The 23,494-nt window shown below is 37.2% G+C and carries 21 protein-coding genes; 19 read left to right on the top strand and 2 right to left on the bottom strand.

What is annotated here, in order from left to right; translation table 11 throughout:
* Positions 1-26 precede the first annotated feature (26 nt).
* From PCY10_RS04485 to PCY10_RS04460, 6 genes are all read left to right on the top strand, one after another.
* Positions 27-713: a Crp/Fnr family transcriptional regulator gene (locus PCY10_RS04485; RefSeq protein WP_020998886.1), complete on the top strand. Its 687-nt coding sequence runs from the start codon at positions 27-29 to the stop codon at positions 711-713.
* Positions 714-1,020: 307 nt separating this feature from the next.
* Complete coding sequence (gene arcA / locus PCY10_RS04480; protein WP_009568298.1) at positions 1,021-2,250, top strand: arginine deiminase; 1,230 nt, start codon at positions 1,021-1,023, stop codon at positions 2,248-2,250.
* 23 nt (positions 2,251-2,273) lie between these two features.
* Positions 2,274-3,290, top strand: a complete 1,017-nt coding sequence (gene argF / locus PCY10_RS04475; RefSeq protein ID WP_004233730.1) for an ornithine carbamoyltransferase — start codon at positions 2,274-2,276, stop codon at positions 3,288-3,290.
* A gap of 215 nt (positions 3,291-3,505) precedes the next feature.
* Positions 3,506-4,453: a carbamate kinase gene (gene arcC / locus PCY10_RS04470; protein WP_003073322.1), complete on the top strand. Its 948-nt coding sequence runs from the start codon at positions 3,506-3,508 to the stop codon at positions 4,451-4,453.
* A 237-nt stretch (positions 4,454-4,690) separates the two neighbouring features.
* The gene (locus PCY10_RS04465) at positions 4,691-6,193 is read left to right on the top strand and encodes a YfcC family protein (RefSeq protein ID WP_003073321.1); all 1,503 of its coding nucleotides are present in this window, start codon (positions 4,691-4,693) and stop codon (positions 6,191-6,193) included.
* A gap of 20 nt (positions 6,194-6,213) precedes the next feature.
* Positions 6,214-7,554, top strand: coding sequence for a dipeptidase (locus PCY10_RS04460; RefSeq protein ID WP_301558904.1), 1,341 nt, complete (start codon positions 6,214-6,216; stop codon positions 7,552-7,554).
* A 309-nt stretch (positions 7,555-7,863) separates the two neighbouring features.
* Here the strand turns inward: PCY10_RS04460 and PCY10_RS04455 are convergent, their stop codons facing one another.
* Positions 7,864-8,337, bottom strand: a complete 474-nt coding sequence (locus PCY10_RS04455; RefSeq protein WP_004233837.1) for an arginine repressor — start codon at positions 8,335-8,337, stop codon at positions 7,864-7,866.
* 10 nt (positions 8,338-8,347) lie between these two features.
* Positions 8,348-9,376, bottom strand: coding sequence for a tRNA preQ1(34) S-adenosylmethionine ribosyltransferase-isomerase QueA (gene queA / locus PCY10_RS04450; RefSeq protein ID WP_020998882.1), 1,029 nt, complete (start codon positions 9,374-9,376; stop codon positions 8,348-8,350).
* A gap of 306 nt (positions 9,377-9,682) precedes the next feature.
* Between queA and PCY10_RS04445 the strand changes: the two genes are divergently transcribed.
* From PCY10_RS04445 to PCY10_RS04385, 13 genes are all read left to right on the top strand, one after another.
* Positions 9,683-10,390, top strand: coding sequence for a glucosamine-6-phosphate deaminase (locus PCY10_RS04445; RefSeq protein WP_301558903.1), 708 nt, complete (start codon positions 9,683-9,685; stop codon positions 10,388-10,390).
* Between the two features lie 116 nt (positions 10,391-10,506).
* Positions 10,507-11,865, top strand: coding sequence for a DUF1958 domain-containing protein (locus tag PCY10_RS04440; RefSeq protein ID WP_301558902.1), 1,359 nt, complete (start codon positions 10,507-10,509; stop codon positions 11,863-11,865).
* Between the two features lie 78 nt (positions 11,866-11,943).
* Positions 11,944-13,113 carry an MFS transporter gene (locus PCY10_RS04435; protein WP_301558901.1) on the top strand — a complete coding sequence of 390 codons (1,170 nt, stop codon included), beginning with the start codon at positions 11,944-11,946 and terminating at the stop codon, positions 13,111-13,113.
* 296 nt (positions 13,114-13,409) lie between these two features.
* Positions 13,410-14,843, top strand: coding sequence for a 6-phospho-beta-glucosidase (locus PCY10_RS04430; RefSeq protein ID WP_021002948.1), 1,434 nt, complete (start codon positions 13,410-13,412; stop codon positions 14,841-14,843).
* Positions 14,844-14,931: 88 nt separating this feature from the next.
* The gene (locus PCY10_RS04425; protein WP_020998876.1) at positions 14,932-15,171 is read left to right on the top strand and encodes a SemiSWEET transporter; all 240 of its coding nucleotides are present in this window, start codon (positions 14,932-14,934) and stop codon (positions 15,169-15,171) included.
* Positions 15,172-15,286: 115 nt separating this feature from the next.
* Positions 15,287-15,601 (top strand): PTS cellobiose transporter subunit IIB, encoded by a 315-nt coding sequence (locus PCY10_RS04420; RefSeq protein ID WP_009568310.1) that lies wholly within the window; start codon positions 15,287-15,289, stop codon positions 15,599-15,601.
* Between the two features lie 55 nt (positions 15,602-15,656).
* A complete protein-coding gene (locus PCY10_RS04415; protein WP_301558900.1) occupies positions 15,657-17,648 on the top strand; it encodes a transcription antiterminator in 1,992 nt (663 codons plus the stop codon).
* Between the two features lie 12 nt (positions 17,649-17,660).
* A complete protein-coding gene (locus PCY10_RS04410) occupies positions 17,661-17,978 on the top strand; it encodes a PTS cellobiose transporter subunit IIA (protein WP_006267580.1) in 318 nt (105 codons plus the stop codon).
* 22 nt (positions 17,979-18,000) lie between these two features.
* The gene (locus PCY10_RS04405) at positions 18,001-18,507 is read left to right on the top strand and encodes a hypothetical protein (protein WP_301558899.1); all 507 of its coding nucleotides are present in this window, start codon (positions 18,001-18,003) and stop codon (positions 18,505-18,507) included.
* A 39-nt stretch (positions 18,508-18,546) separates the two neighbouring features.
* Positions 18,547-19,890, top strand: a complete 1,344-nt coding sequence (gene celB, locus PCY10_RS04400; protein ID WP_021002945.1) for a PTS cellobiose transporter subunit IIC — start codon at positions 18,547-18,549, stop codon at positions 19,888-19,890.
* An 88-nt stretch (positions 19,891-19,978) separates the two neighbouring features.
* The gene (locus PCY10_RS04395) at positions 19,979-21,010 is read left to right on the top strand and encodes a competence protein CoiA (protein WP_021002944.1); all 1,032 of its coding nucleotides are present in this window, start codon (positions 19,979-19,981) and stop codon (positions 21,008-21,010) included.
* Positions 20,962-22,764 (top strand): oligoendopeptidase F, encoded by a 1,803-nt coding sequence (pepF, locus tag PCY10_RS04390; protein WP_021002943.1) that lies wholly within the window; start codon positions 20,962-20,964, stop codon positions 22,762-22,764. Before PCY10_RS04395 ends, pepF begins: the two co-directional genes overlap by 49 nt.
* Position 22,765: 1 nt before the next feature.
* Complete coding sequence (locus tag PCY10_RS04385; RefSeq protein WP_021002942.1) at positions 22,766-23,449, top strand: O-methyltransferase; 684 nt, start codon at positions 22,766-22,768, stop codon at positions 23,447-23,449.
* Positions 23,450-23,494 lie beyond the last annotated feature (45 nt).

The raw sequence follows: 23,494 nt of genomic DNA, 5'->3' as shown, positions 1-23,494 counted from the left end.
AATGTAAAGAGGACTACAAGAATAGCATGATTAACAAAGAGCATTATCGTTACATCAGAGAACATCCTGCTTTTAAAAATTTGCCAGTTGAATATTTTGATAAAATAGCTGTTGAGATTCAATTTCGTAAAGTGCCAAAAGGGCAAATTATTTTCTTTTCTGGAGATAAGCGAGAGCGACTTTTTTTGATTTATAAGGGCTATGTTCGGATTGAGCAGTATGATCAGACAGATTCGTTTAATTACATTGACTATGTGAAAGAAAATACTATGTTTCCTTATGGAGGAATTTTTGAAGATGAGACTTACCACTATTCTGGCGTATCTGTGACAGATTTGGAATATTTTTCGATTCCTGTTGACTTGTATGAATACTATTCGAAACAAACGATAGAGCAGATGTTATTCATCACACACAAGCTGTCAAATATTTTACGTTTTCATGAGTTGCGTTTGCGAAATTCTGCTTTAGCTAGTGCGACAGAGCGAGTCATTCAAGCAATCTCAATTTTATGCATTGATTTTTGTCAAGATAGAGATGATATTCCTTTTGCACTCAGTATGAAGGAGTTGGCTAAACTAGGGGCAACCACTCGTGAAACGGTGAATCAAGTATTGAAAAGATTAACAGAAGAACATATTATTCAATATAATCGAAAAAAACTTATCTTTTTGAAAAAAGAATACTTTTCAAAATATTTTGAAGATGTATAGAAAAGAAGGGCAGAATTGCAGTTGAAGACGCAATTTTTACTCTTCTTTTTAGTTTCGAAGGAGATAAGTTTAAAAACTTGATTTATTTTCAAAAAATAATTATTTATAAAACTCATAAAATGCACAAAATATTCATAGAAAGCGTTTTATTTTGAAATAATATTAGAATTTCTTTTTAAAAAAGCAAAGGATTTGGCATTTTAAATGTATAATCGATTGTGAAAGCGCAAACAAAAGGTATTACAATAAAACATGTAAATAGACCTTAAGGAAACTTAAGTCACAAAGAAAAAGAGGAGGACATAAGATGTCTACACATCCTATTCATGTTTTTTCAGAAATAGGAAAACTGAAAAAAGTTATGCTACATCGTCCTGGTAAAGAGTTGGAAAATTTGATGCCAGACCATTTGGAACGTCTGCTTTTTGATGATATTCCATTCTTGGAAGATGCCCAGAAAGAGCATGATGCTTTTGCGGACGCTCTTCGTAAAGAAGGTATTGAAGTTTTATACCTTGAAAAATTGACTGCTGAGTCATTAACGTCTCCAGAAATTCGTAATGAATTTATTGAAGAATATTTGAATGAAGCAAATATTCGTGGAGCACAAACAAAAGTGGCTATTCGAGACATCCTTCATGGTATAGAAGACAATCTTGAACTGGTTGAAAAGACAATGGCAGGCTTCCAAAAAGCAGAATTGCCAGAAATTCCTGAAGAAGCAAAAGGCTTGACAGACTTGGTTGAATCTGACTATCCATTTGCCATTGATCCGATGCCAAACCTTTATTTCACACGTGATCCATTTGCAACGATTGGTAATGCTGTATCATTGAACCATATGTACTCAGACACACGTAATCGTGAAACACTTTATGGTAAATACATTTTTAAACACCATCCAGTATATGGTGGCAATGTTGAATTGGTTTATAACCGTGAAGAAACAACTCGTATCGAAGGTGGAGATGAGCTTGTTCTTTCTAAAGATGTCCTTGCAGTAGGTATTTCACAACGTACAGATGCAGCCTCTATTGAAAAACTCTTGGTCAATATCTTTAAGAAGAACGTTGGCTTCAAGAAAGTGATTGCATTTGAATTTGCTAACAATCGTAAATTTATGCACTTGGATACAGTCTTCACAATGGTTGATTATGATAAATTTACTATTCACCCAGAAATTGAAGGCGACCTTCGTGTGTACTCTGTTACTTATGAAAATGAAAAACTTCATATTACAGAAGAAAAAGGTGATTTAGCAGAATTGCTTGCTAAGAATCTTGGTATTGATAAAGTTCATTTGATTCGTTGTGGTGGTGGAAATACTGTTGCTGCTGCGCGTGAACAATGGAATGATGGTTCAAATACTTTGACAATCGCTCCAGGAGTTGTTGTTGTGTATGATCGTAACGTCGTTACCAACAAGATTTTGGAAGAATATGGCCTTCGTTTGATTAAGATTCGCGGAAGTGAATTGGTTCGCGGTCGTGGTGGACCTCGTTGTATGTCAATGCCATTTGAACGTGAAGAACTTTAAGATTAGAAAGAGGAAATAATAGAATGACAAACTCAGTGTTCCAAGGACGTAGCTTCTTGGCAGAAAAAGATTTCACACGTGCGGAATTAGAATACCTTATTGGTTTAGCAGCTCACTTGAAAGATTTGAAGAAACGCAATATTGAACATCATTATCTAGCAGGTAAAAATATTGCTCTCTTGTTTGAAAAAACGTCAACTCGTACTCGTGCAGCGTTTACAACAGCAGCTATTGACCTTGGTGCTCATCCAGAGTACCTAGGAGCTAATGATATTCAACTTGGTAAGAAAGAATCTACTGAAGACACGGCTAAAGTATTGGGACGTATGTTTGACGGAATTGAGTTCCGTGGATTTAGTCAACGTATGGTAGAAGAATTGGCAGAATTCTCAGGTGTACCAGTATGGAATGGTTTGACAGATGAATGGCATCCAACTCAAATGCTAGCTGACTATTTAACGGTTCAAGAAAACTTTGGTCGCCTAGAAGGATTAACTCTTGTCTACTGTGGTGACGGACGTAATAACGTTGCAAATAGCCTTCTTGTAACGGGGGCTATCCTAGGTGTCAATGTTCATATCTTCTCTCCAAAAGAACTTTTCCCAGCTGATGATATTGTGAAATTAGCAGAAGGATACGCAAAAGAAAGTGGTGCACATGTCTTAATCACTGACAATGCAGATGAAGCTGTTAAAGGTGCAGATGTACTTTATACAGATGTTTGGGTATCTATGGGTGAAGAAGATAAATTTGCAGAACGTGTCGCACTGTTGAAACCTTATCAAGTAAATATGGACTTGATCAAGAAAGCGGATAATGAAGATTTAATTTTCTTACACTGCTTACCAGCTTTCCATGATACAAATACTGTCTATGGTAAAGATGTTGCTGAAAAATTCGGCGTTGAAGAAATGGAAGTAACTGACGAAGTATTCCGCAGCAAATACGCTCGCCAATTTGACCAAGCTGAAAACCGTATGCATACTATTAAAGCAGTTATGGCAGCAACTCTTGGTAACCTTTATATTCCAAAAGTATAATTTAAAACCAAAACCGTTTACCAACAGCTATGAGGGCTGCGACTAATAGCTTTAGTCCAGTCCTCATTTTTAATAGTGCTCGTATCAACAGTAACATTACTATTGACAACAAAATGAATGTTATAGGTTCAAAAACAATTTATATCTGGAGTTCGTTGTTGACATTAGAATGGAAAAGCACTATAAAAGCAACTCTAAAAGGAGGACAACTATTTATGGCAAATCGTAAAATTGTTGTGGCTTTGGGAGGAAATGCCATCCTTTCATCTGATCCATCAGCAAAAGCACAACAGGAAGCATTGGCAGAAACAGCAAGTCATCTTGTGAAATTGATTAAAAATGGTGACGACTTGATTATCACTCATGGTAATGGACCACAAGTTGGAAATCTTTTGTTACAACATTTAGCAGCAGATTCTGAAAAAAATCCAGCTTTTCCACTTGACTCGCTTGTTGCGATGACAGAAGGAAGTATTGGCTACTGGTTGCAAAATGCTCTTCAAAACGCTTTGCGTGAAGAAGGTATTGAAAAAGAAGTGGCTTCGGTTGTGACACAAGTAGTGGTTGATAAAAAGGATCCAGCTTTCACAAATCTGAGCAAACCAATCGGGCCATTTTATACAGAAGAAGAAGCAAAAGCAGAAGCTGAAAAGAGTGGTGCAACTTTCAAAGAAGATGCTGGCCGTGGTTGGAGAAAGGTCGTTGCGTCACCAAAACCAGTTGGAATCAAAGAAATTGAAACCATTCGTACGCTTATCAATGCTGGACATGTCGTTGTAGCTGCTGGTGGTGGCGGCATTCCTGTTATCAAGGAAGACAATGGTCATCTTGCAGGCGTAGAAGCAGTAATTGACAAAGACTTTGCTTCACAATGTCTGGCGGAATTGGTCGAAGCAGATCTCTTTATTGTTTTGACAGGTGTGGATTATGTCTATGTTAACTATAATAAGCCAAATCAAACTAAGTTAGAGCGTGTTAATGTAGCTCAATTGGAAGACTACATTGAACAAAATCAATTTGCACCAGGAAGCATGTTACCAAAAGTGCAAGCAGCTATTGCTTTTGTCAATGATCGACCAGAAGGTGAAGCTGTCATTACTTCTCTTGAAAACTTAGGTGCTTTGATTGAGTCTGAAAGTGGAACGATTATTGAAAAAGGATAGCAGAGTGATATCATTGCTTCGTTTAAAATTGTAATAAAACTTTTAAAATAATATCGGTGTTTCCTATTTTTAAATTTGCTTTCTTTTACCTTATTTTATTGTTAAAATATGAAAATTTTTTAGAGAATTACTAGTTTTTTTCAGTTGAATATGTTAAAATAAACTTCAAAGGAAGCGCTTTCTGAAAATGGGATTCGGCTAAATTTTTACACTTTGTTACATTTAGGAGGAAAACAAATGAGTGAAAAAACAAAAAAAGGGTTTAAGATGCCGTCATCTTATTCCGTTTTGATGATTATCATTGCAATTATGGCTGTGTTGACTTGGATTATTCCTGCTGGTCAATACAATGCCGATAAAGCTGGTAATTTAATTACAGGAACTTACAAGACAGTTTCTCAAAATCCACAAGGGATTTGGGATGTTTTGATGGCTCCTATTCGTGCGATGCTTGGGAAAGAGCCAACTGCAGCAGCAATTGATGTTGCCTTCTTTATCTTGATGGTCGGCGGTTTCCTTGGCGTAGTGAATGAAACAGGTGCTTTGGATGTAGGGATTGCTTCTATTGTCAAGAAGTACAAAGGTCGCGAAAAGATGTTGATTGTCGTTTTAATGCCTTTGTTTGCTCTTGGTGGCTCAACTTATGGTATGGGCGAAGAAACTATGGCTTTCTATCCACTTCTTGTGCCAGTTATGATGGCAGTAGGGTTTGATAGTTTGACCGCGGTAGCTATTATCCTTCTTGGTTCTCAAATTGGTTGTTTAGCTTCTACTCTGAATCCATTTGCGACAGGTATTGCTTCTGCAACAGCAGGAGTTGGTACTGGTGATGGTATCTTACTTCGTTTGATCTTCTTTGTTGTGATGACAGCTTTGGGTACTTATTTCGTTTATCGTTATGCAGATAAAATCCAAAAAGATCCTACAAAATCATTGGTTTACAGTCATCGTGAAGAAGATTTGAAACATTTTAATGTAGATGGAGTTGCCAAGGTAGAATCCACTCTTAGCAAAAAACAAAAACAAGTTTTGGTACTTTTTGTCTTGACCTTTGTTCTCATGATTATGAGTTTTATTCCATGGACAGACTTGAAGGTAACTGTTTTTGAAAGTTTCAATAAATGGTTAGTTGGACTTCCATTCATTGGTAAGATTGTTGGTAGTTCTACATCTGCTTTGGGTACTTGGTACTTCCCAGAAGGGGCAATGCTCTTTGCTGTGATGGCTATTGTTATTGGTTTTGTTTACCGCATGAAAGAAGATCGCTTCATTACTGTATTTATCAATGGTGCAGCTGATCTGCTTGGTGTTGCGCTTATCGTAGCCGTTGCTCGTGGTATTCAAGTCATTATGAATGATGGTATGATTACTGCTACAATCCTTCACTGGGGTGAAGTCGGACTCAAGGGTCTATCATCTCAAGTATTCATTGTATTGACTTACCTATTCTATCTGCCAATGTCATTCCTTATCCCATCAACCTCTGGTCTTGCCAGTGCAACAATGGGAATTATGGCACCACTTGGAAAATTTGTCAATGTGCAAGCAAGTTTGATTATTACAGCTTACCAGTCAGCTTCTGGTCTTTTGAACCTGATTACACCAACTTCTGGTATTGTAATGGGAGCTCTAGCTCTTGGACGTATTGAATTAGGTACTTGGTGGAAGTTTGTTGGAAAATTAGTTGCTGTAATATTTGTAGTAAGTATTCTACTTCTAATTTTAGGAACATTTTTCTAATTCACAATTGAGGTGTCTGAATGAAAGAATTTTTAACTGAACAAATTAAGGCTGATTATTTAAAATCGTTAAAAACGCTTGTTTCCTACCCATCAGTCCTTAATGAAGGAGAAAACGGGACACCTTTCGGACAATCTATCCAAAATGTCTTAGAAAAGATGTTAGAAATCACAAGAAGTCTAGGTTTTAAGACTTATCTTGATCCTAAAGGATATTACGGATATGCAGAAATCGGTCAAGGAGAAGAACTCCTGGCCGTTCTCTGCCATTTAGACGTTGTTCCTGCGGGAGATTTGTCCGATTGGGAAACCCCTCCATTTGAAGCAACTATTAAAGATGGTTGGATACATGGACGTGGAGTGCAAGATGACAAAGGGCCGTCACTAGCAGCGCTTTATGCAGTCAAAGCATTGATGGATGCAGGTGTGAGATTTAACAAGCGGATTCGTTTTATCTATGGGACAGATGAAGAAACACTATGGCGGTGTATGGCTCGTTACAACGAGCTAGAAGAAACAGCAACGCTTGGCTTTGCACCGGATTCATCTTTTCCGTTAACTTACGCAGAAAAAGGTTTGCTGCAAATTAAATTACACGGTTCTGGTTCAGAAGGACTGACCATTGAAGCAGGAGAAGCCTTCAATGTTGTTCCTGCGAAAGCCAGTTATACTGGATCTTTGGCTGATTTATTGGAAGCTGAATTGAAAAAACAGGCTTTTGACTACGAACGAACTGCCGATTCAGTAACAGTTGTTGGGATTCCTAAGCATTCAAAAGATGCTGCTGAAGGAGTGAATGCGATTATTCGCTTAGCTAAAGGGTTAGCGCCTTTATTGGATGATACGACTCTTAACTTTCTCGCAGAAGCAGTTGGTGAAGATGCGACAGGAAGTAACTTGTTTGGAACTGTTTCAGATGAGCCTTCAGGAACGTTGTCATTTAATGTTTCTGGGCTGACTATCGATCAAGATAAGTCTGAAATTCGGATTGATATGCGGATTCCGGTTCTTGCTGATAAGGAAAAACTAGTTCAGGAATTACGTCAAATTGCTGAAAAATATCAATTGTGCTATGAAGAATTTGACTATCTTGCACCGTTATATGTGCCGCTTGATAGCAAATTGGTTAGTACCTTAATGGCTGTCTATAAAGAGAAAACAAAAGATGATAGTCCTGCTGTATCTTCTGGAGGTGCTACATTTGCTCGTACCATGCCAAATTGTGTAGCTTTTGGAGCACTTTTCCCTGGTGCTTTGCAAACAGAACATCAAGCGAATGAACGAACTGTGATCGACGATTTGTATAAGGCAATGGATATTTATGCTGAAACGATTTATCGATTAGCTGGAGAAGTTAGTTAATCACAAGTAATAAAAAGCTAGTACTACTTAGAGACGAACTGCTTTGAAAGTTGGACAAATAATTATTTTAAGGATTTAGTTCTGTATTGGACAGGATTAAGTCCTTTTAGTTTTTAGTTATATATTTTGGGAGAAAAAATATACTCAATAAGGATAAGTCTAGTGGCGGTAGGGGCATCGTAGATGATAATTGTCAATTGGTTCTTTCTTTCGTAAGGTAACTTCATCAGAAAAGCACCCCAAAAGTTAGATTTCTTGACTAACTTTTAGGGTGCAGTCGATAAAGGTAAGTGTTAGCTTTTTTCTTTTTCAATCTTTACTGAAAAAGAATGGGGGTGCAAATTGTTTTAATTTGTTAAAACATTCTTGTGCTTTTTGATTGTCTTCACAGATGATAAGGCAGACGTCATCACCGCAGACAGTTGCAACAATTTCGGAAAATTCCAAAGCATCTAGGATGGACCCAAATGATTGTGCCAAACCAGGAAGTGTTTTCATGATAACCTGGTTTTGAACAGGGCGTAGCATAATTAAAGCATCTTCCATATAAAGACGTAGCCGTTTTTCCCAGCGTGAAGGTGCCGTACTGTTAATAATGTAATAAGAAACATCAGCTTCGTGTACTTTTACTAGGTTCAGCGCTTTAATATCTCGAGAAAGTGTAGACTGAGTGACTGTCACGCCATTTGCTGAAAGCAAATCTTGTAATTCTTGTTGTGTGTGAATTTTTTTTTCTAGGACCAGTGAGCGAATTAGTCGGTGACGGCTTTCAATTTTATTCATATTTCACCTATTATTTTATAAACATAGCATCTCCAAAGCTGAAAAAGCGGTATTTTTCATCAATGGCATGTTGATAAGCGGAGAGTACCAATTCTCGACCTGCAAAGGCTGAAACGAGCATAACGAGAGTTGACTTGGGCAGATGGAAATTGGTAGAGAAAGCGTCTACAACTTTCCAATCGTAACCTGGTTTGATAAAAATGTTGGTCCAGCCGGAGTCAGCTTTAATTTCTCCATTAAACTTTGAACCAATTGTCTCTAGTGTACGGATAGAAGTCGTTCCGACAGCTATGACACGTTTTCCACTAGCCTTGACTTGTCGAAGCGTTTCGGCTGCCTCTTCTGATAAAGTGTAAAATTCTGAGTGCATTTCATGTTCATCTACATTGTCTACAGAGACAGGTCGGAAGGTTCCTAGCCCGACGTGAAGGGTTAGATAAACTAATTTCACGCCTTTTGCTTCAATCTTAGCAAGTAATTCTTTTGTAAAATGAAGCCCCGCAGTTGGAGCAGCGGCTGAGCCATTTTCCTTGGCATAGACTGTTTGATAGCGTTCACGATCTTTTAGTTTTTCGTGTATGTAAGGTGGTAACGGCATTTCACCGAGACTTTCAAGCACTTCTAAGAAAATACCTTGATAATGGAAGCGCACGATGCGTCCACCGTGTTCCAATTCTTCTAAGATGGTTGCTGTTAATCGACCGTCCCCAAAGGAAATTTGTGCTCCAACTTTTAAGCGTTTGGCTGGCTTTGCCAGCACTTCCCAGTCATCACCTTCAGTGTTTTTCAAGAGTAGCAATTCAACATGCCCACCTGTTTCAGGTTTTTCACCGTGAAGGCGTGCTGGTAAAACGCGCGTATCATTCATGACCAAAGCATCTCCAGGATGTAGTTGATCAATGATTGCATCAAAATGAGTATCTTCCATTTGACCAGTTTTATGATTTACGATCAAGAGACGCGAGGCATCTCGCTTTTCTAAAGGGGTTTGTGCAATTAATTCTTCTGGTAAATGAAAATCAAAATCAGCAGTATTCATATATTCTCCTTAGGCTGTAACTAAAATCCATAACGAATAACAACAAGCAACAAGTGGTAGGCACATGAGAAAAATGCCTATAATCAGTAAGAGATAATGCCACATTCGCTTGGTGTTGAGAAAGAGTGCAGTAATAAGAAAAGCAACTCCCATGAAAAATAAACAGAACAAATAGACTAGCATTCTTCTATTATAGCACGATTTTTCGTGCAAACAAGCGTGGATTTTTTAAAAAGAAACAAATTCTCTTGACAAAAATTGGTCTATACCATATAATATAATTAAGTAAAGAAAAGGAGCTCAACGATGAGAATTATTCAAGTAGAAAATCAAGCAGCCGGTGGCAGAGTAGCCTTTGAATTGTTAAAAGAAAAATTAGCTGAAGGAGCAAACACCTTAGGTTTGGCAACAGGAAGCAGTCCTTTGAGTTTTTATGAGCAAATTGTTGAAAGTGACCTTGATTTGTCAGACTTAACCAGTGTGAATCTAGACGAGTACATAGGATTAAGTGGGGAAAATCCTCAATCTTATCGCTATTTCATGCAAGAACATTTATTTAATCAGAAGCCATTTAAGAAAAGCTTTTTACCAAATGGTGTTGCAGAAGATGTAGAAATGGAAACCAGACGCTACAACCAAATTTTGGTAGAGCATCCCGTTGACCTGCAAATTTTGGGAATTGGTACAAATGGTCACATTGGGTTTAATGAACCAGGGACGAGCTTTGATAGCACGGTTCATGTAGTGGATTTGGAGCAGTCAACTATTGAAGCGAATGCTCGTTTCTTTGATAAAATAGAAGATGTACCGACGCAAGCTTACTCAATGGGGATTCGGAATATTCTTGATGCAAAATCTATTATTTTATTTGCTTATGGTGCTTCAAAAGCTAAAGCAATTGCAGGAACAGTAGAAGGACCGATTACTGAAGAATTGCCTGGAAGTGCCCTTCAAAAACATGAAGATGTTGTCATTATCGCAGATAAGGAAGCTTTAAGTCATTTGAAAAAATAAGAATCTATTTCCTATCTAATTTTTAGGTAGGTTTTTTGGTATTTTGAAAAAGTTTGTTATCTTAATAAAAAAAGTATGTTATACTAGAAACCGAGTGAAAATTTAGGAGGATTCTAGTGAAAAAGCTGTTAGCTATTGTTTGTTTTTTGGCATTGTGTTGGGGAGTAACTTCTATTCATGCGGACGAGTTAGTTGATATGGCACAAAAGATGTATCCAAACGAAAAAGTCAATCCAATCAATCGTCCCAAATCATCCTTGATAGTCGATGCTAATACGGGGAATGTTCTGTGGCAAGACAATATTGATGAAGTTCGTGACCCAGCTAGTATGAGTAAACTTATGACCTTGTATTTGGTATTTGAAGCGATTCAGCAAGGAAAATTAAATGAAAATACAATCATCAAAGCAACAGCACGTGATCAGGCTATTGCAAACATTTACGAAATTTCCAATAATAAAATTGTGGCGGGAGTAGATTATACTGTCTCTGAATTGATTACCATGACAGCGGTTCCTTCATCCAATGCAACAACCGTTATGTTGGCTAATTATCTATCAAACAATGACCCAGATGCTTTTTTAGACCGAATGAATGCAAAAGCTAAAGAGCTGGGTATGACCAATACGAAATGGTTTAATGCCAGTGGGGCTGCAGCGGTTTCTTTTAAAGGCTTGTACACGCCACAACGTTATGATAATAATGCTGCGAATCAAACAACAGCGCGCGATTTAGCTATTTTAGGTTATAATTTTGTTAAGCATTATCCAAAGATTTTAAATTATACCAATCAAGCTAAAGTGACGGTCAAAAAAGGAACTCCTTATGAAGAAACTTTTGAAACCTATAATTACTCACTTCCTGGTGCAAAATATGCTATAAAGGGGGTTGATGGCTTAAAGACAGGATCAAGTCCACAAGGAGCTTTTAACTACATTGCAACGATTAAGCGTGGAGAACAACGCTTGATTAGTGTTATCATGGGAGTTGGGAATTGGTCTGACCAAGACGGAGAATATTATCGTCATCCATTTGGTAATGCCTTGATTGAGAAAGCTTATGCTGATTATGAGTACAAAAAAATTTTCAAGGCTGGAGAACAAACAATCAATGGAAAAAGATATAACCTGTCAAAAGATTTCTATGCAACTGTGAAAAAAGGGGCGTCAGCAAAACCAGTTGTGGAAAATGGAGTATTGAAAAATGATAATGGTCTGAAGCAACTTTCTTCGCTCATTGCGGATGGAGAAAGTGTTACAGACGTAAAGGAAAGAGCAACATCAACAGTACAAAGTACTATAGCAAAGTCTAACGGAAAAAGTTTGAAGCAACTCTTTTTAGATTATTATATTTTTATTGCAGTTCCCATAGTGATTTTTTTGTTGATTATTGTTTTTGAAATCATGAGACGAAAGCAAAAAAGAATTCGGCGAGATCATAGTGATACCCGGCTTTCTCGTCGTCGGAAGCGTTAAATATATAGTATGGGACAGAAAACTCGATTGGTGATTCCAGTCGAGTTTTATCACTCTGTTTAGGGGGAAGGAAACATTATGTTTAGGAAATTTCAAAATAGCTATTTTGCTTATTTTTTAATGTATAACTTTTATTTTTTATCATATGCACTTTTTTCGACTTTAATTTCAGTATACATGCTTGATAAGGGATATTCAGCTAGTCAGGTGTCACTTGTTGTCTCTGCCTCATTCTTTTCTTCTATGATTGTTCAGCCACTCATGGGGATTTTAAATGATAAGATTGGCATTAAAAAAGTGACCATTTATAGTTTTCTTCTGATTAATATCGCTGCAATCTTTTTTATGCAAGCCAATAATCTTTTATTGTTGACAGTCTGGTATAGTGCTGTTTTAATGTTGGTCAATGGAGTCAATCCTGTTATGGATGTGTTGGCTGCTAGAAGCCCTTATACTTATGGGAAAATTCGTATCTGGGGTACTTTTGGTTATGCAATGGGCTCACAATTAGCAGGATTGATTTATAAATTCATCTCACCGCAAGCAATTTTTATCGTGTTTATCGGTATGATGTGTGTGAGTATTCTTGGGGTATTTGGGATTGAGCCAAAACATAATCAAGGTTCAAAAAAAACCACACAAATGAAAAATGACTCTTCTATTGGGCAAATTTTCAAAAATAAAACGTATTTGTTTTATATTCTTATCGTGGCACTCTATTCTGGAGTTGGAAATACAGGGCATACATATATCCCTTCTATGCTAGAGCATAGCGGTTTAAGTGTTAATATGGCGACAACTGTGGTAGCTATTTCTGTAATTTGTGAGTCGCCATTGATTTTCTTTTCTTATCTTTTTATGGATAAGGTTCCAATTAAAAAATTGCTCTATATTCCTTTGGGAATTTTACTTTTACAGTATGTGATTTATGGATTGGATTTGGGACTTACTTCCAAAATCCTCTTAACTTTAATGTCAAAGCATGCTACAGGTATGTTGTTGATTATGGTGACTTTGAAGATTGTTGCTAACATAGTAGATGAGAATTATTTGGTCACAGCTATTGCTTTGGTGCAGACAGCGCGCAATTTGGGAACCATTCTTATTCAAAATATTGCAGGAGATATTATTGATAAATCTGGCTATGAAATGATGAGTTTTTTCTTAGCTGGTGTAATGGTTCTAGTGCTTGTTTTAGCTTTCTTTTTGAAAGTACCAAACAAGTCAAGTCAGAAATTGTTTGGTTAAGAGAAGTATAAAGGGACTGGATTTTTTTCCAGCCCCTTTATTAAGTACTTTGTTACTTTTGCTGTTTGAATGAAAAGAGGTATGTACAGATAATGGAATCAATAGCTCGATAGATAGCTAAAAATGATAGTCTAATAGTAAAAGGTGATATCAAAGCAAGGGAAGTTCCGTTTATTAAAGTCTACCTAATGAATACGAATCTATCATTTTTCCGCATTATTGTGGCAAAAATATAGATTTTAAAAGCGCTTTCTTAGATGTATAATGAAAATATAAAAATCAGGAGGACTTTAGATATGTCAACTTTTAAAGATGGATTTCTCTGGGGTGGAGCTGTTGCAGCACATCAACTGGAAGGTGGCTGGCAGGAAGGTGGAAAAGGTATCAGTGTGGCGGATGTTATGACCGCAGCTCGTCACGGAGTGCCCCGGGAAATCACGCCGGGCATACTAGAAGGCAAGTACTATCCTAACCATGAGGCCATTGATTTTTATCATCGTTACAAGGGAGATATTGCTCTTTTTGCAGAGATGGACTTCAAGTGTTTCCGGACTTCTATTGCCTGGACGCGGATTTTCCCTAAAGGAGATGAAACAGAACCTAATGAAGCTGGCCTGCGATTTTATGACGACCTTTTTGACGAATGCCTCAAGTATGGTATTGAGCCTGTTATTACTTTGTCTCACTTTGAAATGCCTTATCATTTAGTAACCGAGTACGGTGGTTGGAAAAATCGTCAGGTGATTGACTTCTTTGTCCGCTTTGCAGAAGTTGTTTTTGAGCGTTATAAGGATAAAGTCAAATACTGGATGACTTTCAATGAAATCAACAACCAAGCTAATTATCAGGAAGATTTTGCCCCCTTCACCAACTCCGGGATTGTCTATAAAGAAGGCGATGATCGCGAAGCAATCATGTATCAGGCTGCTCACTATGAGTTAGTAGCTTCAGCACGAGCAGTTAAGGTTGGTCACGAAATCAATCCCGACTTCCAAATCGGTTGTATGATTGCCATGTGCCCTATTTATCCGTCTACTTGTAATCCAAAGGATATTCTTATGGCTATGAAAGCTATGCAGAAGCGTTATTACTTTACAGACGTGCATGTCTTTGGTCGATATCCTGAGCATATTCTCAAATACTGGGAAAGAAAGGGTATCAAGGTGGACTTTAGCGAGCAGGATCAGGAAGACTTGCTGGCGAGCACTGTTGACTATATTGGCTTTAGCTACTACATGTCCTTTGCTATTGACTCCCATCGGGAAAATAATCCTTACTTCGACTATATAGAGACTGAAGACTTGGTTAAAAATAATTTCGTTAAGGCTTCTGAATGGGAATGGCAGATTGACCCAGAAGGACTGCGTTATGCTCTCAATTGGTTTACGGATCATTATCACCTGCCGCTTTTCATTGTGGAAAATGGCTTTGGAGCTATTGACCAAGTGGGAGAGGACGGTATGGTTCACGATGATTACCGGATTGACTATCTGGGCGCCCATATCCGCGAGATGAAAAAGGCCGTAGTAGAAGACGGTGTGGATCTCATGGGCTACACGTCTTGGGGCTGTATTGACCTAGTGTCAGCAGGTACGGGTGAAATGCGCAAACGCTACGGATTTATCTATGTCGACAAGGATGACGATGGCAAAGGAACATATGAACGTTCCCCGAAAAAGTCCTTTAACTGGTATAAGGAAGTCATTGCATCAAATGGAGCTAATCTTTAGCCGGGTATAAGTTTACTATAAAATATAGAGGAGGAGATGGCAAGCTTGCTGCTTTCCGCCTCTTTTTTGGAAAAATTAGGAGAAAAACATGATTGGAAGTATTGCAGCAGTTTTAACAACCTTTGCTTTTTTGCCACAGGTCATTAAGGTCATCAAAACGAAGGATACGGAGTCTATTGCACTTGGCATGTATCTGATGCAAGTTGTCGGTATTACTTTGTGGTTGTTTCATGGCTTAGTGATTGATGATTTACCTTTAATTATGGCCAATAGCATTTCGTTGATTTTATCGGGAATTATTCTCTGTTATAAGTTGAAATATAAGTAAAAAATACTAAGGAACTGTTTCCGTTTTACTACGGAAAAAAATCAGATGGAGGTCGTAATCGTTTTCATATATAATGAATGCATAAAATAAATTTTATTTGCAAGGAGAAAATCTTATGGCTAAAGCATTAATTATTTGTGCAGCAGGTATGTCATCTTCTTTGATGGCAAAGAAAACAACAGAATTTCTAAAAAGGAAAGGGCATGACATTGAAGTAGATGCTATTAGTGCGACAGAAGGCGGCAAGGCAATCGCAGCAGCTGAATTTGATCTGTATCTTGTCAGCCCTCAAACAAAGATGTATTTCAAGCAATTTGAGGATGCAGGAGCAAAAGTTGGTAAACCTATCGTGCAAATCCCTCCACAAGCCTATATTCCGATTCCAATGGGGATTGAAAAAATGGCAAATCTGATTTTGGAAAATATCTAAATATTCTGCTCAAAAAGGGTAAAATAGTTCTTATAAATGCGAAAGGAGAACTGTATTGCTACATCAGAAAGAAAAATTGATTCTTCGTTCTTTATTGGAAAATAAAGATTGTTATATTACAAGTAAGAAATTGGCTGATCAACTTTCTTGCTCTGATCGTACGATAAGAACTTACCTAAAAAAATTGATGGATTGGAAGCCCACTGAAACGGGCTGGAAGATTACAGCCAAGCAAGGTTATGGGTATCGACTTGAACTTCAAGATAAAGCTCTTTATCAAAATTTTATAGAAACAGAATACTTTACAGAGAAAAATTCTGCTAAAACTGAAAATATAGAAGATCGTTACAATTATATTTTAAATAAATTGATTTTTGAGCAGGAGAAGCTTTATTTTGATGATTTGGCAGAAAAGCTATTTGTAAGTCGCTCAACTTTGTCAGCAGATTTCAAAAAAATCAGAAAATACTTGGCAAAGTATGACTTGCAAATCGAGAGTAAAGCTAATCGTGGTGTCTATGTAAAAGGCAGCGAATGTGATAAGCGACGTTTTATCATGGACTACTTTTTTCGAGGTAATTTCTTTCAAAGTTTGCACAATTATATCAATATCGATGTTCCTGGACGGCAAATCAGTTTAGAAGAATTGACAATTATCGTATTGGATGAATGTCGCGAAGGATACTTAAAGTTATCAGATTTTGTGATTCAAAATTTGGTCATTCATATTGCTCTATCGATTAAAAGGCTTGCTGAAGGTTTCCAAATCAGTAAGATTGAAGACTGGGAGCAAGAGAATTACCGTGCCGAACGAAAGATTGCTGAGAAGATTTTACGCCGAGTGTACTTGACAACGGGGTTGGAATTTCCAAAAGAAGAAGTGGATTATATCACGCTTCATTTGATTTCAAAAGGTTCTTGTAAAGAAAGACAAAATACAAAAATAGGGGTCAATGAAGAAATCCGAAAACAATTGATTGCTACTTTGGAGAAACGTAACTATATCAAAGATTATCAATTTCAACACGATTTTCAATTAGTTGAAGGAGTTGTTACACATTTATCTACTTTCTACGTTCGTTTGCAAAATCATGTGAAACTTGAAAATCCTCTTTTAAAGGATATTCAACAGCAATCACCAGCTGTTCTGAAGATGACAAGAGAAATTTTGCAAGAAATGCCAATCTTTTCTAAGGAAAATTTATCAGATGATGAAGTGGCTTATGTAGCACTACATTTTATGGCTGCTTTAGAGCGATTAAAGGAGAAGCAAAAGTTTAATATTTTAGTCATTTGTGCTACAGGTTATGGATCGGCACAAATGCTAAAAAATCGGATTGATAATGAGTTAGGAAATTTAGTTCATATTGTGGATGTGATTGGTTATTATGAGTTGGATGATGAACGTTTGAAAGGCATTGATTTTATTATTTCATCGATTGATTTGTCAAACTTAGTCTTTAGTGTTCCCGTTTTCACTGTTAGTATCTTTTTAAATGCAGAGGAATTAAAGTCCATCAAGCAAAAGGTCAGTCAGTTAAAGCCGATTGGAACCTGTTTGCCAGTTAAAGCGATGATAACATTTGATAAAGATAGTGAAAGGATTTTTGATGAATATTTCTCTCCATCTTGTTTTATTCTAACGCAAGATGTGACAAAAGAACAAGTTTTGCAAGAGTTATTAACAAAAATGGAGCGAGGAGAAGACAAGGATTTTATCACACACATGCAAAAATTAATCAAGCAACGTGAACAGATGAGTTCAGTCGTTTTTTCGGAACAAGTTGCGGTGCCTCATCCAATTAAGCCCATTGCAAAAAATCATAAAATTGGTGTTGCTATTGTGAAAAATGGCGTGCGGTGGAATGACGAAAGTTCTAAAATTCAGCTCATTTTTCTTCCTTCTCCTTCCATTTATGGAAATGAAGAAATGGCAACGTTAACATCAAAAATTGTTGACTTGTTAGAGCAATCTGACTTGCAAGCAAAGATATTGCGTTGTCAGTCGTTTACAGAATTTAAAGCATTATTTTTGAACATAAAGTAAAGGAGATTATCTATGAATCAGGAAGAATTACAAGTTGTAGCTTTTGAAATTATCCTGCATAGTGGTTCAGCTCGGACAAGTGTCCATGAAGCGTTCGCGGATATGCGCGAAGGGCATTATAATGAAGCTGCTGAAAAGTTAGAAGTTGCCAATGCAGATCTATTGGAAGCTCATCATGCACAAACAAACTTGCTGCAAGAATATGCAAGTGGAACTGACATTAAAATTGAAATTATCATGGTACATGCTCAGGATCACTTGATGACAACGATGACCTTGCGTGAGGTAGCACTTGAAATGCTCAACCTTTATCGGAAGATTGAAAAGTAAAAAAAGAATGAAAGGGGAAAACATGACTGAAAAAGAGAAACAAGAATTAGAAGTAAGACGAAAAGAAGCAGCAATAAAAAATATGTATTATACGCGCTATTTTTCAGTCCGTTATGCAACAACATTTTTCTTCTTTGTCAATCTTTATTGGGTATTAATGTTGTATCTTTCAAAGGCCGGTTTGGTTTTGCTATTTCCCTTGTTGCTAACAGTTCTCGCGATGTTGGCAATATGGGAACAAACAAGAATGTATACTATTCATCAAAAAGAAGCTATATTAACGCGGTTCTTTTACAATGTTTCTATTTTAGCAAATGTTTTGTTGCTGATAATTGTTTTTGTGGGACAGTATCATCTCCTCTTTCCGTTTTTCTCGATTAGTACAACCACTATAAGCGTTTTAACGGTTGTACTTTCCTTGGGGCTCCTTTTAGCTATTCTTATGTTAAGAAAATTAAGTCGGATTCATCACCATACAGATAAGCAATATAAGCGTATTCAAGAATATATTGCAACTGTTCAACGTTAGTTTATAAAGTATATTTCAAACATCATAGGAGGATATATTATGAATAAACTGTTTGAATTTCTAGAAAAATACCTCATGGGACCAATGGGGAAAGTTTCAACATGGCGCCCAGTGCGTGCTATTGTCGCTGCCGGAATGGCCAGTATCCCCTTCACCATCGTAGGTTCTGCCTTCTTGGTCCTTAGTGTTATACCGCAGGCCTTTAATATTCAGTTTATTGTTGATTTGTGGGGAAATTCCTTTGATAAGATTCAAGCTCTCTACTTGTTAGCTTATAAATGTACAATGGGAATTTTGTCTCTCTATTTTGCCGTTGTTATTGGATATGAATACACAAAGATCTACGTTGAAGAAGAAGGGCTCAACCTCAATCCACTTAATGGTAGTTTGTTAGCAGTATTTGCTTACTTTTTGACTATTCCTGAATTAACGTATTCAAAAGGAATGATTTTAGCTGTTACAGGAAAAACAACAATTGGCGGCTGGACTATTGGTGGAGATAGTTTGACACGTCTATCTACATCAGGTATGTTTACTGCAATTTTGATGTCAATTCTTGCTGTGCAATTGTATCGCCTTTGTGTGAAGAAGAATTGGGTCATCAAGATGCCAGAAGCTGTTCCAGAAGGAGTTGCTCGTTCTTTTACAGCCCTTATTCCAGGCTTTGTCATTGCATTTGTCGTATTGCTCATTAATGGCATCTTTATCCTATTTGGTACAGATATTTATAAAGTTATTGCAATTCCGTTTGCCTTTGTTAGCCATATCACTAATACATGGCTAGGTATTGTTGTGATTTACTTATTGGTTCATGCTCTTTGGATTGTTGGTATTCACGGTGCTAATATCGTTATGGGACTGGTTAATCCAATCCTGCTTGCTAATATGGCACAAAATGTTGACGGTAAATTCATTGCCTATGCAGGTGAATTTACCAACTCTTATGTAACAATCGGTGGTTCTGGTGCGACCTTATTGCTTTGCTTCTATATTGCTTTCCGTGCGAAGTCAGATCAATTACGTATGCTTGGAAAAGCAGCTATGGGTCCAGCTATTTTCAATATCAACGAACCACTTATCTTTGGTCTACCAATTGTGTATAATCCAATATTGACCGTTCCATTTATTTTGGCTCCCATCGTCTCTGCTTCGATTGGTTACTGGTCTGTTCAACTTGGACTAGCTGGTAAAGCGATTGCCCAAACACCATGGCCAACACCTATTGGTATTGGAGCTTACGTTGGTTCAGGTGGTAATATTGGTGCCTTTGTAGTTGCATTTATCTGTGCTCTGGCTGCCTTTGTAATTTGGTATCCATTTATTAAGATGTATGATACTAAGTTGTACAAAGAAGAAATGAACAGTGCTGAAGCGATTCAATAAATTTATTTCCCCTTATAAAAGATTTGAGAAACTTTTTCGGAAGTTTCTCTTTTTTGCGAATAATTTCAGTAAAAGGAGAAAATAATCTATGTTAATAGCTTGTCAGGAAAATGGGAAACTACTAAATGCTGTGGAAGATACAGTAAATCCGCTGGATAAATTTCTCTGTCCAGCTTGTTTGGAGGCGGTCCGTTTTAAAAAAGGAAGAATCATGCGACCGCATTTTGCTCATATTTCTTTAAAAGACTGTCATTTTTATACGGAAAATGAAAGCGCAGAACACTTGAATTTGAAAGCTGCTTTGTTTACTTGGGCCAGAAAGTCTAATCATGCAGTTCAAGTGGAAGCGTATTTACCTAAATTGCAACAAATTGCAGATCTGTTAGTAGAGAAACAGATTGCGCTTGAAGTTCAATGCAGTTCACTGAGTCAAAAGCGCTTAAAAGATCGTACAGACAGTTATCATCAACATGTTTATCATGTTCTTTGGCTATTAGGAAAGAAACTTTGGCTGAAAGATTCTTTAACTAATTTGCAAAAAGATTTTCTTTATTTCAGTCAAAATATGGGCTTTTATTTATGGGAATTGGATGATAAAAAGCAGGAGCTTCGGCTTAAGTATCTGATTCACGAAGATTTGCATGGCCGAGCTCAATATAAGGTCCAGTCTTTTCCTTTTGGTCAGGGCAGCCTTTTGACTGTTCTGCGAACGCCCTTTCAACGGCAGGAGATGGCCAGTTTTTTAGCAAAAGAGGATAAAAATATTTGCCGTTATGTTCGTCAACAGCTCTATTATCAACAACCTAAATGGATGAAATTACAGGCAGAATTGTATCAAGCAGGTGATAATTTATTAACCAAAACGGCTAGTGACTTTTATCCGCAGGTTCATCCGGTTTGTGCCAGCTCTTTCTGTCAAATTTTTCAAGATCTGACTCCTTATTATCAGCAATTTTCAGCTTATTATAAAAAAGCAAAAAATAAAAATCTACAAGTTCTCTATCCGCCAATTTTTTATGCAAAGATTTTTGGTAGTATTTATGATAGAATAGGAAAGACGGAGGAAATTTTATGGCAAAACAAAGAAATGAAATTGAAGAAAAATATACTTGGAATTTAACAACGATTTTCCCAACAGATGAAGCGTTTGAAATGGAATTAGCGCAAGTTTCAAAGGAATTAAAAGAAGCTAGTCATTTAGCAGGTCATCTTTTGGATTCAGCCGATAGCCTTTTAAAAACGACAGCCATCCAAATGGATTTAATGCGTCGCATTGAAAAGCTCTATTCTTATGCTCACATGAAAAATGACCAAGATACGCGTGTGGCAAAATATCAAGAGTATCAAGCTAAGGGCATGGCTATTTATAGCGAGTTCGGGCAGGTGTTTGCTTTCTATGAGCCAGAATTTATGGCAATTACAGATGAACAGTACCAGGCTTTCTTAGCTGAAAAACCTGAATTGCAAGTCTATCAGCACTTCTTTGACAAGTTATTGCAAAAGAAACCTCACATCCTTTCTCAACGTGAGGAAGAATTGTTGGCAGGTGCTGGTGAAATTTTTAGTGCCGCTGGTGATACTTTTGGAATTTTGGATAATGCCGATATCGTCTTTCCAATTGTACATGACGAGGAAGGCAATGAAGTACAATTAACGCATGGAAATTACATTAGCTTAGTGGAGGCAAAAAATCGTACAGTCCGTAAGGAAGCTTATGAAGCACTTTATAGTGTTTATGAGCAATATCAACATACTTATGCTAAGACACTTCAAACAAATGTTAAAGTGCATAATTACAACGCAAAAGTACGTAAGTTTTCTTCAGCACGCGAAGCAGCCTTGTCTGCTAACTTTATTCCAGAAAGTGTTTATGAGAGTTTGGTGTCTGCAGTCAACAAACATTTACCACTCTTACATCGCTATGTTCAGTTACGAGCTAAGATTTTAGGCATTTCAGATCTCAAGATGTATGACGTTTATACACCGCTATCAGAGGTAGATTATAAATTTACCTATGAAGCAGCTTTGACGAAAGCGGAAGAAGTTTTAGCAATTCTTGGAGATGATTATCTTAACCGAGTGAAAAAAGCCTTTTCAGAGCGTTGGATTGATGTTTGTGAGAATCAAGGTAAACGGTCAGGAGCTTATTCTGGTGGCTCTTACGATACTAATGCTTTTATGTTGCTGAATTGGCAAGATACCTTAGATAATCTCTTCACCTTGGTTCATGAAACGGGGCATAGTATGCATTCTAGCTATACTCGTGAAACACAGCCTTATGTTTATGGTGATTATTCTATTTTCTTAGCTGAGATTGCTTCTACTACCAATGAAAATATACTGACGGAGAAATTATTGGAAGAAGTAGATGACGATCAAACTCGTTTTGCGATTCTGAATCATTTCTTGGATGGCTTCCGCGGAACTGTTTTCCGCCAAACTCAATTTGCTGAGTTTGAGCATGCTATCCATAAGGCTGATCAAGAAGGTCAAGTCTTAACTAGTGAATTTTTGAATGATTTATACGCAGATTTGAATGAAAAATATTATGGCTTGACGAAAGAAGATAATCCACAAATTCAATATGAATGGGCACGGATTCCGCATTTTTACTATGACTATTATGTATTTCAATATGCGACTGGTTTTTCAGCAGCATCTGCTTTAGCTGATAAAATTGTCAATGGAACACAAGAAGATAAAGAGAAATATCTCCATTATCTCAAAGCAGGAAATTCTGATTATCCGCTGAATGTCATTAAAAAAGCTGGTGTTGATATGGAAAAAGAAGACTATCTCAATGCTGCCTTTGCAGTCTTTGAACGTCGTCTTGATGAATTTGAAGCACTTGTAGAAAAGTTAGGCTTGGCATAAAATGGTTGAATCCTATAGTAAAAATGCTAATCACAATATGCGTCGCCCCGTTGTCAAGGAAGAAATAGTTGATTTTATGCGGACACGGCAAAAACGAGTTTCGGGCTCTTTAGAAGAGCTCGAAAATTTTGCTCATGCAGAAAATATTCCCATTATTCCTCACGAAACAGTTGCATATTTTCGTTTTTTGTTAGAAACGTTACAACCTGAAAAAATTTTGGAAATTGGGACAGCCATTGGTTTTTCAGCGCTCTTAATGGCAGAACATGCACCACATGCGCAAATTACAACGATTGATCGCAATCCAGAAATGATTGCTCTTGCCAAAGCGAATTTTACTAAATTTGATAAGCGCAAACAAATCACATTGCTTGAAGGAGATGCGATGGATCTTCTTCCTGGTTTGAAAGATCGCTATGACTTTGTCTTTATGGACTCTGCCAAGTCCAAGTATGTCGTCTTTCTGCCGGAAGTTCTGAGATGTCTTGCCTCAGGAGGGCTTATCATTATAGATGATGTTTTTCAAGGTGGAGATGTCGCAAAGGAGATAGGTGAAGTGCGCCGAGGCCAACGAACAATTTATAGAGGATTACATCAATTGTTTGATAAAACGTTGGATCAATCTGAAATAACCTCAGCTTTGTTACCGCTTGGCGACGGTATTCTTATGATTAGAAAAAAATGAGATTCTTAATATTTTCCTAAACTTTCAAAGTTTTTAGGAAAATTT

The organism is Streptococcus sp. SI1 (assembly GCF_030439945.1).
Lineage (GTDB): Bacteria > Bacillota > Bacilli > Lactobacillales > Streptococcaceae > Streptococcus > Streptococcus intermedius.
This window is presented reverse-complemented; position numbering and strand designations above follow the sequence as displayed.